Raw genomic sequence first — 13,862 nt, 5'->3', positions numbered from 1 at the left:
CATGAATTTAACTCTCTATTTTAAAAAATTTTTCAGCAGCAATCAGGCATCAGGAATCATCCTTATCTTCTGTGTGCTTATTTCATTACTTATTGCCAATTCATCTGCCGGGGAAGGCTTTCAGCGCCTGCTGGATCAGGAGGTTGGCATTCAGCTTTTTCATCTCACCTACCCTGTGAGCATCTGGATCAATGACGGGCTTATGGCGGTCTTCTTCCTTCTGGTAGGGCTTGAAATAAAAAGGGAACTGGTAGAAGGAGAGCTTTCTTCCTTTAAAAATGCTTCACTTCCTATTTTTGCCGCAGTAGGCGGAATGCTGGTTCCTGCGGTTATTTATAGTCTTTTCAACAGCGGAACGGAGTACGGCAGCGGCTGGGGAATTCCAATGGCCACAGATATTGCTTTCTCTTTAGCCATTATTTCTATGCTGGGGAAAAAGATTCCCAATTCCATTAAAATATTCCTGGCAGCTCTGGCCATTGTAGATGATCTCGGGGCGATTCTCGTGATTGCCATATTCTATACGGAGCAGATCCACTGGACTTATCTTTTATTATCTTTCGGCACAGCGGCACTTCTTTTTGTTTTAAATTTCCTGAAGGTTACCCGTATTGTCTTTTATATTATTCCGGGGCTTTTCCTCTGGTACTTTCTTCATCATTCGGGGATTCATGCCACAATAGCAGGGGTTCTGCTGGCATTTTCCATTCCTACCAATGTTTCCGATGTGGAAATATCCCCTCTGGAAAAACTTGAACATCAGCTTCATTTTCCGGTAAGTTTTCTGATCATGCCTATCTTTGCTTTAACGAATACCAATATTGCCTTTTCCGGTGAAATGGTGGAAGGTGTTACAAGTACATTAGGGCTGGGAATCATCTGCGGGCTTGTATTAGGAAAGCTGCTTGGAATTAACCTGTTTTCTCTTATCGCGATCAGATTAAAGCTGAGTTCACTGCCTCAAAACAGTAACTGGATGCAGATGATCGGGGTTGGCCTGCTGGCCGGAATCGGTTTTACCATGTCGATCTTCATTGCTCTTCTTTCTTTTAAAGATGATATTGCCATTCAGGATGAAGCTAAGTTTGCCATTTTAATCGCTTCTTTCTTAGCAGCTGTAACCGGTTTTCTGATTCTGAGTATGAGCTCTAAAAAAGATCCGGAAGCCATAGAAGATTAATTTTTCTTCTTTTCTTCCAGCTTTCTGCGGTGTTCTTCGTCACTTTCCAGGTTAGGCTCAGTAACGGCAGCATGATAGTTAACAGCCTCTTTCTGAATCTCATCGGAAAGCAGTTTTTCTATTCTCAGCCTTCTGAGCGCCATATTCAGTTCATTACCGAACAGAAGCAGGTATACATTTACATTTACCCAGACCATCAGCAGGATCATACTTCCGATAGATCCGTAAAGAACGTTGTACCGGGCAATGTCTTTTACATAAATTGCAAAGATGTATGTGGTAAGAACAAACAGGACTGTCGTTAAAACAGCTCCGGGAACCGCCTGTCTGAATCTTGTAATTTTTACGGTTCCCAGCCAGTAAAACAAGGTCAGCAGAATAAAATAGAACAGTGGGAAAGAAACAAATCCAATGATTTTGGTAAGGTTATTCACCAGCCACGAAATATCATAGGCCGGGGTAAAAGGTTTGATCACCACCTCTGCGTAATACACGCCGAAAAGTGCCAGAAATACAATAACAATAAAGCCTATTGTAATAAAAAACGATAAAATAAATTCTTTTACATCACTGAGTTTCTCCTCTGTATTTTCATTGAACCCGTTGATCAGTGAAAAGGTTCCGTTGGTGGCAAAAATCAGAGCCAGTATAATGGTCAGATTGCTGATCCCTTTCATATTGGGGATGATATTTCCTTCAATATATCCCCGTATATCCCCTTCCATATTGGATGGAAACACATTATGCATCAGCACTTCAAAGATATAGAACTGCAGTTTGTCATAATGCGGCATATAGGGTAATACAGAAAGTAGGAAGAGAATAAACGGAAATAAACTGATGGTAAAACTCCAGGAAATCGCAGCTGCTTTTCTGCCGATCTTTCCTTTGAAAATCCCTGAAATATAGATCTGGAACATCTGCCATAACGATATGCCCAGAACAGGAATATGGATACCGTCAAAAAATTCCTGAATCTTCAGGATAAATCTTGGAACTTTTATACTCATCTATCTGTTTTAAGGTTCATTTTACAATCTATAAAAATCCGGGGTTTCAAAAACAACAAGCGGATATTATTTTAAAGATTTCCAATAAGTCTTCCTACAAATATAAACATTTTCCCCGTCCTCATAAGCGGGCAGAATTAGCCTATCCTTATTAATTTCAAAGGATCTTCCCGTTCTCTCTGCTGTGGGTAGAGATATTTTATGGTAAAGCAAATTTTTTCCCTGAAAACCACACATCTGTTCAATATCAGTCCGGGACTTTATTTAATCAACTTCGCCGATTCTATCCTTTGCTCCGTGAAAAATATACAGTCTCAAAAATGAAAGCTTTGCATGGTAAAAAAATGATCATCATCACGTTATCTTTTTAATCAAAAAAAACGGGTCACCGGTATTAAACCCAAACAGGCTCTAGTGACAAGGCAATCTGCTTCCGGCAGCTGTTCACAGTTTTAAAAATGGTATCTTTGCAGTCTGAAATTTTTTATACATGAGAATCGGCTTGCTTTGTATCGGAAAAACTGACGATAAAGAGATCACTTCCCTGATCGGCTATTACCTGACCCGTCTTCCCAGACACTGGAACTTTGAAATTACTGAGATTCCGGATGTAAAAAATGCAAAAAACCTGTCTCCGGATCTTCTGAAAAAAGAAGAAGCCAGACTCTTCCTCAGCCATATTGATAAGACCGATCTGGTTATTATTCTTGATGAAAAGGGAAAACAGTTTACCAGCCGTGAATTTGCCCAGAAAATTGATACCTGGATGAATTCTTCCGTTAAAAAAGTACACATACTGATTGGAGGTGCCTATGGTTTCTCAGAAGAGATATACAATAGAGCCAACGAAAAAATGTCCTTATCTAAAATGACATTCACCCACCAGATGATCCGCCTGTTTATCGTGGAACAGATTTACCGTGCAGATCAGATCCTGCAGGGAAAACCTTATCACAATGATTAAAATGTCAGGTTTCTGTTCTGCCTGTTAAAGTACGGCATTGCACTTCAGCCCGATCTGTCTTTTTGCTTCACCCACTACGAAAGCAACAGAATTGGCAATATTAAAGCTCCTGATCAGTTCAGACATCGGGATCGTTAAGTGTTGATCGAAACGGTCCAGGATTTCTCTGCTTAAACCAACGCTTTCTTTTCCGAAAACCAGCCAGTCACCATCCCGGAAGTCATTTTCAAGATATGATTTCTCTGCATGTGAACTCATCAGGAAAACCCGCGACAGATCGGGAACATTCTTTATCCACTCTTCTATATCTGAATATTCGGAAACATCAAGATGGACCCAGTAATCCAGGCCGGAACGTTTCAGATTTTTATCATTAATCACAAATCCAAAGGGATGAATTAAATGCAGCCTGCTTTCGGTACCCACACATAATCTTCCGATATTTCCCGTATTATTAGGGATTTCCGGTTCTACAAGAACAATATTTAACATTTAATTTATTTATTATTTTAACCGGCATGCAATCCGGCTTTAGCACTGAAAATCTTTTCTATTGAGGGTTATCAGCCCCCTATCGGATATCAGCATTTATTTTTTTGCGCACTGGGCATAATATTCTGCCAGAACAGCTTTTTCATATCCCAAACCGACCGCTTTATCCAGATTTTCGCAGGCTTCCTTAGATTTTGACATTTCAAATAAGACAAGTGCTTTGCTTACATAGGACTGGGCAAATTTCGGATCTATGGAAATTGCTTTGTTCGCATCTGCCAGGCTTTCTTTATACTTTTTCATTTTGAAATAAGTATCTGCCCTGCCATTATACAGCAGTGATTCCGGTTTTTCAGAAATCAGCTGGTTGTAGTCTTTCAAAGCACCTTCAAGATCGCCGTTATTTTTTTTAAGGTTGGCCAGCCCTGTTTTTGCGAAAATATTATCCGGGGCAAAGGTCAGGATCTGTTTAAGATCATTCTGGGCAAGGTCTTTTTTACCCTGGCTGTCGTAAATTTTGGATCGGGTAAGATAAAATTCCGGATTTTCAGGCTCTATTTTAAGTCCTGTGGCAATATATTCTAATGCTTTGGTTTTGCTTCCTTTCTGGCTGTGCAGGGAGGCAAGGTTAGCATATACAGGCCCGGACAAAGGATTGGCTTTTAAAGCAGATTCATAAGACCTGAAAGCAGCCGTTGTCTTTCCCTGTCTTCTCTGAGCCGTTCCCAGGTTATTATAAAGCTCAGACTGAAATTTCTGGATCTGCTCCTTTTCCGCAAGTTTGGAATACTGTTCTTCGGCACATTTGTAGTCTGCCTTTTTCATACATTCCTCGGCTGTTTTTTTATCCTGTCCGTAAAGATAGAATGAAGTACACGTAAGTGCTGCAAGTAATAAAGTTTTTTTCATGAGGTTATCGTTTGCTTGTTGATCACTTTTTTGGCGAGTGCACCGAATATCACTCCCAATAAAGATCCAACAAACGCCCCCACCAAAATATCTACCGGGAAATGCACTCCTAAATAAATCCGGCTGTAGGAAACCACTATAGCCCATACAAATATAGCATATGGAAACCAATTGAGTTTCTTTTTTAATAAAATACTTAAATAAGATGCCAGAAAGAAGGTATTGGAAGCATGGGCAGAATAGAAACCATACTGTCCTCCACATTTCACAATCCTCATATAATGTTCCAGGGAAGGATCATGACATGGCCTCAGCCTCGCCACTCCGTATTTGAAAACACTGGCAAGCTGATCGGAAACCGTAACCCCCAGTGCAATAAATACAAGGACGAAAACTAAAGATTTCAGTTTATAATTTTTGTATAAAAAGTAAAGGAATATAATATAGAGCGGAACCCAGATCCAGGTGCTTGAAATCAACATCCAAAGCTGATCGAAAGACGGATCGCCCAAATTATTAAGGTATAGGAAAACCTTTTTATCTTCCTGAATAATTTCCTCCATCTGATTATCTGCTTACCGGCCCTTCGTAGGTTTCATCATCGGCAGGCTTTGGTTTTGGAGGTTCATTATGAGTGGTGGAAGAAGGCTCGGTAAGAATATCTTTTTCAATATCCTTCATGGGATTAAAGTCTTTGGCCGCGTCTTTCACTTTCTCAATTTCACGCTTGATCTCAGAAACGGGATTGTCTGTTTCTTTCATGATCTCTGTTTTGATATCTTCCACTGCACCGCGCATTTTTCTTACACCTGCTCCTAAATCACGTGCTATCTGAGGAAGTTTATCCGGACCGAATAATACAACAATCGCCACTGCGATCAATGCCATTTCTCCAATGCTTAATTCCATGCCGTAAAATTACGAAAGTTTATACATTTATTGATGATAAAGTAGAATTTTAAACAAATTTTAAGATTTAAAAGAAGGAAAGCCGGAAAACTGAAACCGGAAGCCGCTTTCCCATGATAAATTCTAACAATCGTTATAGATTCTGGTTCCCTTAAAAATACAGAAACAGATCAGCCTTATTGATAACTTTCATAACATCCTCTCCCATTTTCCATCTCCAACCCCTTTCTCAAGCTTATCCTGTAAATCATGATGCCGAAGAGAAGTTATATGAACAAAATTTAATTCAAAACATAGAGAATTAATTTAATTTTTATTATCTTTATTTCACACAAAATCAAATATATAATTTATGAAAAAGCTATTTACTCCTTTTAAGATCTTTGCCATCCTGTCAGTAATGGCTCTTACAGGCTGTCAGAATGAAAACAGTGAAGCAGTACAGGAAAACCCGGCTGTAAAAGTAACAGCAGCGGATCTGAAAAAAGAAATGAGCCCCGGATCTCTGTCTATTCCAGAAAATGTCCGGTCTCAGCTTAATGACTCAGAGAAAAATCTTGAAAAGTTCTTAAACAATGATCTCCAGATCACCGGAACAATAGTTTTAGGTAAACTTTCCACACAGAGAGCTATCGAAATATCCCAGAGCCTGATTTCAGATAAGGATCAGTTTACTGCTGAAGGAAATATTCTTTACCCTGAGACCTTAAAAGTAGGAAAAATCGGGGATTTATACTCCGGCGACCTTCTGGCTGAAGCTCAGAAAGGTTTAAAGGAAACAGCCGCAGAACAGATTAAAACAGGATCTGAGGTAATGGAAATTTCCTGGAACTACAAAGGGACAGCCTTCAGTACCCTATGTTTTTATAATGAATCCGGCATTATCTGGGACAATATGTTTGCTGGCCTTGTCATCATGGATAAAAGAGGAAATACAGAAGTTTCCCCATCAGAGAATCAGGCGAAGGTGTCTTCAAAATGGTATAAAGAATGGTGGACAGCCAGTTGGCTCTGGGGCTCCAAAAGAGGAGAAACGGGATACCAGATCACCATTTACTATACCGGCTCCACCGTTTCCAATGTGGATGTGACAGACTGGGGATATATCAGCTTAGGGAAGGCAAAAAGCGAAAGTAAAGTTACAAAAAGAACAGGAGCCTACGGACAGTGCAGATATGCTCTCGGACTCTGTACTCCTACCGGTTCTTTAAGTTTTAATTCCAGCAATTTCTCGGTATCATTCTCAGGACTGGGAAGCAACCTGGTTCATAACGGGACAAAATCTCTGTATCCATAACAATCAGTTCATTATTATATTTTCATTAAAAAACGGGGAAGTTCAGTTGAGCTTCTCCGTTTTGTATCAGGAATCTGACCTTTTTTATGGATTAAACCATCTTCCGTATTCAGAAATTATTCTTTATCTGCGGCTTTCTGTAAAATCCCGGCTTCATTTTCTTTCAATCCGAAAACGCTCTCAAACATTTCATACAGAGCAGCATGGTCCCCGATACTGACGGATTTTTTTTCTCCATTATTGTATCGGATGTTCAGGACATGATTACTGTAAGTATAGCGTGCCCCGGAATCTGCTTTGGAAAGAACAAGATTGTTTTTAAATCCTGACTGCGGATGAGTAGACAGATACCAGTTCGCGATTTCCAGATCGGCATGTTCTGCACTTTCCAGGGCAAAACGGTAAACCGGAAGCCACGATTCTTTCAGAAACCAGAGAATATATCCTTTATCATTTTTAGTGATTTTAAACAGACCGTTGGGGGTCTGCTGCGGTTCTGCTTCATTCAAAAGCAATGGTGAAGTAAGGGTAACTATTCCAAACCCGCAGTCTACGAGATATTTCTCCCCTTGATATTCTACGGTTTGTAACAAATGGGTCCGCGGCGCTTCAGCATGTTCATCTTTTTTCCATAATACGCGGGCAAGCTGAATATGAGCATTAAAACCGATGTACTTCAGTATATCATTCAAAAGCAGATTCTGTTCATAACAGTAGCCTCCTCTTGTCTGTAATACCAGCTTATCAAAAACATCGTTGAGCTCCAGGGAAGGCACTTTACCTGTATAGGAATCGATATTTTCAAATGGAATATGGGCAGGATGCAGCCGGTGGATCTTTTTTAAAGTATCCATATCAGCTTTTACCTCTCCTGAATAATGAATTCTTTCCAGGTATTTTTCTATTTTAAATAAGTCCATTACTTTTATATTTTTCCCACCGGATTAGAGTTTGATCTTTGGCTTTTTCTTAAAAGCATAGTAGGTGATCACCACACTTACGGTCATTAAAATAAAGGCCAGCAGGAATGGTGCTCCCGCAAATTTAACCTGTGCTTCATCTCTTGTAAAATAATGGAACAGGCTTGTCATTAAAAGCGGCCCTACAATAGATGTGGCACTCATCAGACTGGTTAAAGCCCCCTGAAGCTCCCCCTGCTCATGAGAAGAAACACTTTTGGAAATCATCGACTGAAGTGCCGGTCCGCAAATTCCTCCCAGACAGTAAGGGACAAGAATTACAAACATCATCCAGCCCTGGGTGGCAAATGCAAATAAAAACATTCCCACAGCGTAGAGTATCAGTCCGTAATAAATGCTTCTCTGTTCTCCCAGTTTCGGTGTTGTCCAGCGTATAAGAAGTCCCTGAACCAGACCTACCAGAATACCGACTACTCCCAGTGATATTCCCACCATTCTTGTATCCCATTTGAACTGGTACATGGTAAAGAAGTTCCAGTTGCTCTGTACCGCATGACCTGCAATATAGATCAAAATAAGAGCTACGATCAGTCCTGAAATTTCAGGGTGCTTTCTTAAAAATTTAAATGAACCGATGGGATTCGCCCGCTTCCAGTCAAATTCCCTTCTTTTATCTTTATCCAGACTTTCAGGCAGAATAAAGTATCCGTACAGGAAATTCAGAAGGCAGAGCACTGCTGCGGCATAAAACGGAACCCTTGCCCCGTAATGGCCCAGAAAACCTCCCAATACAGGTCCTATAATAAATCCCAGACCAAAAGCAGCGCCAATCATTCCAAAATTTTTAGCACGGTCTTCATCGGTAGAAACATCTGCGATATAAGCGCTGGCCGTGGTAATACTGGCTCCCGTAATTCCAGCGATAATACGCCCTACAAAGAGCCACCAGATGGTTGGGGCAAGCGCCAGGAAAATATAATCCACAGCAAATCCGAAAAGTGAGATCAGAATAACGGGTCTTCTCCCGTATTTATCACTCAGGTTGCCGACAATCGGGGAAAATACAAACTGGGTAAAAGCATAGGCAAAGCCAAGCCAGCCACTATATTTTGCTGCTTCACTGATGTTGGCATGAATAAGTTCTTCAATCAGTTTTGGAACAACCGGAATAATGATTCCCCATCCTGTGATATCAATCAGTAAGGTTATAAATATAAAGCCAATAGCTGCTTTTTTCTTTGATTTTTCCATAATCTGCAAAATTAGTCAAAACATGAAAAATAATGGTTCTAAATTAGTTGGTTACTGAAAATTTAATATTGTCCTGAATTTTGGGGAAGAAAGGTAGCGGAAAGTGGGAAAAAAGAGACTGAAAATAACCTGCAGTTCCAGCTACTGAAAATTCGCTGCATAGCTAAATTACCTTAAAAAAGATCACATATATTAATGATGACCTTTATAATTTTCTTTTCCCGTTTTCAAACTTCAATTTTCAGTTTTTCAGATTTTATCCTGAAATCATTCAGAATTCCATAACTGAAAGTACTGGCTCTGCTGCTAATCATAAATAAAAAAGGCCGCTTCAAAAGAAACGGCCTTTACTTATTTATTGTAGTCTGTATTACTTTGAAGCAAGTACTTCTTTATTGGATGTTGACTTTCCGTGTACATCTTCTTCTTTTCCTGTTTTAAGGAAATCATAAGCAATTGCAGATGCAATGAAGATGGATGAATATGTACCAAATCCGATACCGATAAGCATAGCGAACATAAATCCTCTTAAGTTATCACCACCAAAGATGAAGATCGCTAAGATCACCAGGATGGTTGTGAATGAGGTATTGAATGTTCTACCTAATGTACTGGAGATAGAGTCATCAAATAATCCTGCCAGTGTTAAAGATTTTTTCTCTCTTAAATATTCCCTGATTCGGTCAAAGATGATCACGGTATCGTTAATTGAATACCCAAGTACCGTAAGGATCGCTGCAATGAAATCCTGGTTGATCTCCATGTTGAACGGCATATATTTGTGAAGAAGCGAGTAAGCTCCCAGAATAATTACCGCATCGTGGAACAATGCTGCCACTGCACCAAGAGAGAACTGCCATTTTCTGAATCGTACAAGAATGTAAATGAAGATTCCGGCTAAAGCAGCTACAACTGCAAGGATACCGTGTGTTTTGATATCGTCTGCTACTGTTGGACCTACTTTTTCAGAAGAAATGATTCCGGCATGGTCTTTATCAGCAGATTTAAAATCCGTCAGGCTGATTCCCGCAGGCAGGTTTGCTTTCAGTCCTTCATATAATTTCTGCTCAACAATCTGGTCCGCTTTTAAAGATTCGTCTTCGATAAGGTAATCCGTAGAAATCTTTAACTGTTTGTCGTTTCCGAAAGTCTTAGCTTCAACAGAAGAATTTTTCCCGTCTTCAGTTTTGAAGATTTTGGTCAGGTTTTCTTCAATGTCATTAGCATTAACGGTCTTATCGAATCTCACCACATAGTTTCTACCCCCTGTGAAATCGATACCGTATTTAAATCCGTGTGTTGCGATTGAAACGATACAGATTACGGTTAAAACAACAGAAATAATGTAAGCATATTTTCTCTTACCGATGAAATCGATCCATGTATTTCTGAACAGGTTCTTGGTAGGGGCAGTCCATACGGAAAGGCCTTTTCCTTTATCAAGTCTGCTGAAGATCATTACTCTGGAAAGGAGTACGGAAGTGAACAACGTCATTACGATACCAATCATCAGCGTTAATGCGAATCCTTTGATAGGACCTGTTCCGAAGAAGAACAGTACCACAGCGGTAAGTAATGTAGTGGTGTGCCCGTCGATAATCGCATTTAAAGCGTGTTTGAAACCGTCTTTATAAGCTTCCAGGATACTTTTTCCTGCGAATAGTTCTTCTTTGGTTCTTTCATAGATAATTACGTTGGTGTCTACTGCCATCGCCATAGTAAGAACGATACCTGCAATACCGGGAAGGGTAAGCGTAAAGTCACCGGAATCCATGATCCCGAAGATGTAGAACAGGTTAATTACCATTGCAATTACTGCATATACTCCGGCACCACCGTAATAGAAAATGATATAAACGATAATGATAAGGAATGCAATAGCAAATGAGATCATCCCTGCATTAATAGATTCCTGTCCTAAAGACGGACCTACCTGTGTAGCCTGAACCACTTTTGCACCGGCCGGCAGTTTACCTGCACCTAAAACGTCTACCAGTTCTTTAGCTTCTTCCTGAGAGAAGTTACCGGAGATCTGAGTTCTTCCGTTTGGAATGGCGCCTACAACATTCGGAGCTGTATATACTCTGTTATCAAGAGTTACCGCAACAGGTTTTCCTACGTTTTTCTCTGTTAAAGTTTTCCATTCTTTAGCTCCTTTGGAATCCATCTGCATATCTACCACTACTCTCCCAAGTTCATCGTAGCTGATGTTGGCAGTTTCTACCGCACCGTCTACCGGAGCTTTCTGGTTGATGTTACTTCTGATCGCGTACAGTACCAAATCATCAGGACTTGTAGCTTCAGGTTTGTAACCCCACATAAACTGTGTATATTTAATGTTGGCCGGACGTAAAGACTGGGCTACTTTGCTGTTTAAGATTTTGTTTACAACAGCAGTATCAGATAGTTTTACATTGGCTACCCCATTGCTTCTTAATTTGTCAAGCTGCAGAAGGTTCATGAAGTTAATATTCTTCTTAACTCCCATAGAGTCTCCTTTTGCGCTTACCATAGCTGTTAAATTCTGGAAATAAGGAGCGATTTCAGGAACCTGCTGTACTTCCCAGAACTGAAGTTTTGCTGAAGTCTGAAGCATCTTCTTCACTTTGTCGATGTCTTTCATCCCCGGCATTTCCACTGAGATTCTGGCTGTACCAGGAACTCTCTGTACGTTAGGCTGGATAGCACCAAGCTTATCGATCCTTGTTCTGATTACTTCGAAAGCCGTTCCCACAGAAAGATCAACTCTTCTTTTAATGATGCTTTTTACCTGCTCATCAGAAGTATTGTATTTAATCTCAGACAGATTGGTATTTCCGAATAATTCAGGATCAGCAAGTTTAAGGTTGGTTCCTTTTGTTTTGTTGATCACATCAAACTGCTCGAAGAAATTGTCGATGTAAGATTTGGTAGAATTTTTCTGAACCTCGTCAGTTTTGTTCAAAGCTTCAATAAGAACAGGATTGGTAGAATAATTGGTAAGATCGTTCACCAGGTCTCTCTGGTTGATCTCCAACAGAACGTTGATCCCCCCTTTCAGGTCAAGACCAAGTTTCATTTCCTTGTCCTTTGCTTTTGAATAGTAAAGCTTTGTATAACCGAGATTAAGAGTATCTTCCTTGATCCGTTTGATCTCTTTCTCGTTCCCATTCGCAGCTTCAATCTGCGATTCAATTTTGCTGGCGTACCAGGTTGGCAACAGCTCGTTTAAGCATATCAGCCCTAGCACAATAGCAACAATTGTAATAAGTCCTTTTCCTTGCATTTTGTTATAACTACGTTAAATTAAGTCGGCAAATATAATGATTTTCTTGATATTTTATGAATTTTTTAACAACAGAAATGGTTTATTTTCAGATATATCGGTGTTTTAATTTCTATTTAAGATTTAACAATTTTTTGAGCTTATCATCATGAAATTTTCAAATTTTAATTGGTATAAAATTTTCATTCCTATATCAATACACTAAATATCAAAATATTATGAAAAAACTACTTTTTACGATGGGTATTTTTTCTTCTTTAATTGTTAATTCTCAAAGTATTAATTTGGAAGAATTTGCATCCGGGCTTACCAGTCCCGTGGAAATCACCAACGCCGGAGACAGCCGTCTCTTCGTTGTACAGCAGAACGGAATTATTAAGATCCTTCAGCCTAACGGCAGTGCTAACGGAGCAGACTTTCTGAACATCAGTACCAAAGTCAGCTTCAACGGAGAAAGAGGCCTTCTGGGGCTTGCCTTTCATCCTCAATATTCTTCAAACGGCTATTTCTTTGTGTATTATAACAATACGGCAGGAAATATAATTGTTGCCCGATATTCCGTAAGTACATCCAACCCTGACGTAGCTGATCCTGCTTCTGAAAAAATCCTGCTGAACATTCCTAAACCCTTCGACAATCACAACGGCGGCAGCATTCATTTTGCTCCTGACGGAAACCTCTGGATCGTCACCGGAGATGGAGGCAGCGGCGGGGACCCCAACAACAATGCACAAAATAAAAACTCTCTGTTAGGTAAAATGCTGAGAATTGATGTGAATTCTTCGGGATCCTATAATATTCCTCCGGGAAATCCGTTTGCCGGAGCAGGTGTGGACGGTGCTGATGAGATCTGGGCATATGGTCTGAGAAATGCATGGAAATGGTCTTTTGATCTTACCTCCGGAAATGTTATAATCGCAGATGTAGGCCAGGGAGCCATAGAGGAAATCAACAGGGTTCCCATCACGCAGGCCGGAGTAAATTATGGCTGGCGCTGCTATGAAGGAAACAATGCCTATAATACAGCAGGATGTCCCGGAATGGCAACGATGACTTTTCCGGTAGCAGTCTATAATCACTCGGGAGGAAGATGTTCCATTACCGGAGGCTATATTTACAGAGGAAGTCAGTTTCCTTCACTTCAGGGAAAATACTTTTTTGCAGATTATTGTTCTATGCAGATCGGAATTATGAATCCTGACAATTCTATCGTGTGGACAGCTGCAAGTTCCGGGAATAATTTTTCTACTTTCGGGCAGGATTTTCAGAAAGAACTGTATGTAGCAGCCGTAACCAGCGGAAAAATCTTTAAAATCACAACAGGAACGTTAGCCGTAGCAGAAACAGATAATTATAGCCCTGTGAGAATTTACCCCAATCCTGCTTCTGACAAAGTTTTCATTGAGGGCTTTGATGAAAAGAAACGATCCGCAGATCTCATCAGCACCGAAGGGAAAATAGTTCTGGAAAATGCCAGAATTGAAAACGACGGCAGTATTGATATCACAGGAGTTCCCACCGGAACTTATTATCTGATCTTAAAATCCGGGAATATCAGGTCTTACAGCCAGAAACTTATTGTTGAATAAAGGTTAAGGCAGGAAGACCCAGGTATGGAGCATAAAATCAGGAATGATTATAATTCAAAAATTCATGATTATATCA

At 40.1% G+C, this 13,862-nt stretch carries 12 protein-coding genes; 4 read left to right on the top strand and 8 right to left on the bottom strand.

Translation table 11 applies throughout. The features are described 5' to 3' along the window. The first annotated feature begins 1 nt into the window (after position 1). Positions 2-1,180, top strand: a complete 1,179-nt coding sequence (gene nhaA, locus AC106S_RS12450) for a Na+/H+ antiporter NhaA (protein WP_482439473.1) — start codon at positions 2-4, stop codon at positions 1,178-1,180. Here the strand turns inward: nhaA and AC106S_RS12445 are convergent. After that, positions 1,177-2,190 (bottom strand): YihY/virulence factor BrkB family protein, encoded by a 1,014-nt coding sequence (locus AC106S_RS12445; RefSeq protein WP_482439471.1) that lies wholly within the window; start codon positions 2,188-2,190, stop codon positions 1,177-1,179. The two genes, nhaA and AC106S_RS12445, sit on opposite strands and share 4 nt — an antisense overlap. Before the next feature lie 490 nt (positions 2,191-2,680). Between AC106S_RS12445 and AC106S_RS12440 the strand changes: the two genes are divergently transcribed. After that, on the top strand, positions 2,681-3,154 hold the full coding sequence (locus AC106S_RS12440) for a 23S rRNA (pseudouridine(1915)-N(3))-methyltransferase RlmH (RefSeq protein ID WP_482439469.1): 474 nt from the start codon (positions 2,681-2,683) through the stop codon (positions 3,152-3,154). Positions 3,155-3,178: 24 nt separating this feature from the next. On the opposite strand, the gene AC106S_RS12435 is transcribed toward AC106S_RS12440, so the two are convergent. The 4 genes from AC106S_RS12435 to AC106S_RS12420 form a co-directional block, all read right to left on the bottom strand. Next, positions 3,179-3,646, bottom strand: coding sequence for a tRNA (cytidine(34)-2'-O)-methyltransferase (locus AC106S_RS12435; protein ID WP_482439467.1), 468 nt, complete (start codon positions 3,644-3,646; stop codon positions 3,179-3,181). A 96-nt stretch (positions 3,647-3,742) separates the two neighbouring features. After that, on the bottom strand, positions 3,743-4,555 hold the full coding sequence (locus AC106S_RS12430; protein ID WP_482439465.1) for a tetratricopeptide repeat protein: 813 nt from the start codon (positions 4,553-4,555) through the stop codon (positions 3,743-3,745). Next, complete coding sequence (locus AC106S_RS12425; protein ID WP_482439463.1) at positions 4,552-5,118, bottom strand: phosphatase PAP2 family protein; 567 nt, start codon at positions 5,116-5,118, stop codon at positions 4,552-4,554. Before AC106S_RS12425 ends, AC106S_RS12430 begins: the two co-directional genes overlap by 4 nt. Before the next feature lie 4 nt (positions 5,119-5,122). After that, positions 5,123-5,464, bottom strand: a complete 342-nt coding sequence (locus AC106S_RS12420) for a Sec-independent protein translocase subunit TatA/TatB (protein ID WP_482439462.1) — start codon at positions 5,462-5,464, stop codon at positions 5,123-5,125. A gap of 352 nt (positions 5,465-5,816) precedes the next feature. Between AC106S_RS12420 and AC106S_RS12415 the strand changes: the two genes are divergently transcribed. After that, a complete protein-coding gene (locus AC106S_RS12415) occupies positions 5,817-6,761 on the top strand; it encodes a hypothetical protein (protein WP_482439460.1) in 945 nt (314 codons plus the stop codon). 116 nt (positions 6,762-6,877) lie between these two features. Here AC106S_RS12415 and AC106S_RS12410 read toward each other — a convergent pair whose 3' ends face one another. The 3 genes from AC106S_RS12410 to secD form a co-directional block, all read right to left on the bottom strand. Then, a complete protein-coding gene (locus tag AC106S_RS12410) occupies positions 6,878-7,681 on the bottom strand; it encodes an arylamine N-acetyltransferase family protein (protein ID WP_482439458.1) in 804 nt (267 codons plus the stop codon). Positions 7,682-7,705: 24 nt separating this feature from the next. Next, positions 7,706-8,932, bottom strand: coding sequence for a TCR/Tet family MFS transporter (locus AC106S_RS12405; RefSeq protein ID WP_482439456.1), 1,227 nt, complete (start codon positions 8,930-8,932; stop codon positions 7,706-7,708). Between the two features lie 370 nt (positions 8,933-9,302). After that, positions 9,303-12,197 (bottom strand): protein translocase subunit SecD, encoded by a 2,895-nt coding sequence (gene secD, locus AC106S_RS12400; RefSeq protein ID WP_482439454.1) that lies wholly within the window; start codon positions 12,195-12,197, stop codon positions 9,303-9,305. Positions 12,198-12,415: 218 nt separating this feature from the next. Between secD and AC106S_RS12395 the strand changes: the two genes are divergently transcribed. Further along, positions 12,416-13,786: a PQQ-dependent sugar dehydrogenase gene (locus tag AC106S_RS12395; protein ID WP_482439453.1), complete on the top strand. Its 1,371-nt coding sequence runs from the start codon at positions 12,416-12,418 to the stop codon at positions 13,784-13,786. The last annotated feature ends 76 nt before the right edge of the window (positions 13,787-13,862 follow it).

The organism is Chryseobacterium sp. FR054, assembly GCF_056844565.1.
The sequence above is the reverse complement of the archived record's forward strand: the minus strand, read 5'-3'. Positions and strand labels throughout refer to the sequence as shown.

Bases quoted from the DNA above. Each gene is read 5' to 3' on its own strand.
- nhaA (WP_482439473.1), top strand. From the start codon at position 2: ATGAATTTAACTCTCTATTTTAAAAAATTTTTCAGCAGCAATCAGGCA.
- AC106S_RS12445 (WP_482439471.1), bottom strand. From the start codon at position 2,190: ATGAGTATAAAAGTTCCAAGATTTATCCTGAAGATTCAGGAATTTTTT.
- AC106S_RS12440 (WP_482439469.1), top strand. From the start codon at position 2,681: ATGAGAATCGGCTTGCTTTGTATCGGAAAAACTGACGATAAAGAGATC.
- AC106S_RS12435 (WP_482439467.1), bottom strand. From the start codon at position 3,646: ATGTTAAATATTGTTCTTGTAGAACCGGAAATCCCTAATAATACGGGA.
- AC106S_RS12430 (WP_482439465.1), bottom strand. From the start codon at position 4,555: ATGAAAAAAACTTTATTACTTGCAGCACTTACGTGTACTTCATTCTAT.
- AC106S_RS12425 (WP_482439463.1), bottom strand. From the start codon at position 5,118: ATGGAGGAAATTATTCAGGAAGATAAAAAGGTTTTCCTATACCTTAAT.
- AC106S_RS12420 (WP_482439462.1), bottom strand. From the start codon at position 5,464: ATGGAATTAAGCATTGGAGAAATGGCATTGATCGCAGTGGCGATTGTT.
- AC106S_RS12415 (WP_482439460.1), top strand. From the start codon at position 5,817: ATGAAAAAGCTATTTACTCCTTTTAAGATCTTTGCCATCCTGTCAGTA.
- AC106S_RS12410 (WP_482439458.1), bottom strand. From the start codon at position 7,681: ATGGACTTATTTAAAATAGAAAAATACCTGGAAAGAATTCATTATTCA.
- AC106S_RS12405 (WP_482439456.1), bottom strand. From the start codon at position 8,932: ATGGAAAAATCAAAGAAAAAAGCAGCTATTGGCTTTATATTTATAACC.
- secD (WP_482439454.1), bottom strand. From the start codon at position 12,197: ATGCAAGGAAAAGGACTTATTACAATTGTTGCTATTGTGCTAGGGCTG.
- AC106S_RS12395 (WP_482439453.1), top strand. From the start codon at position 12,416: ATGAAAAAACTACTTTTTACGATGGGTATTTTTTCTTCTTTAATTGTT.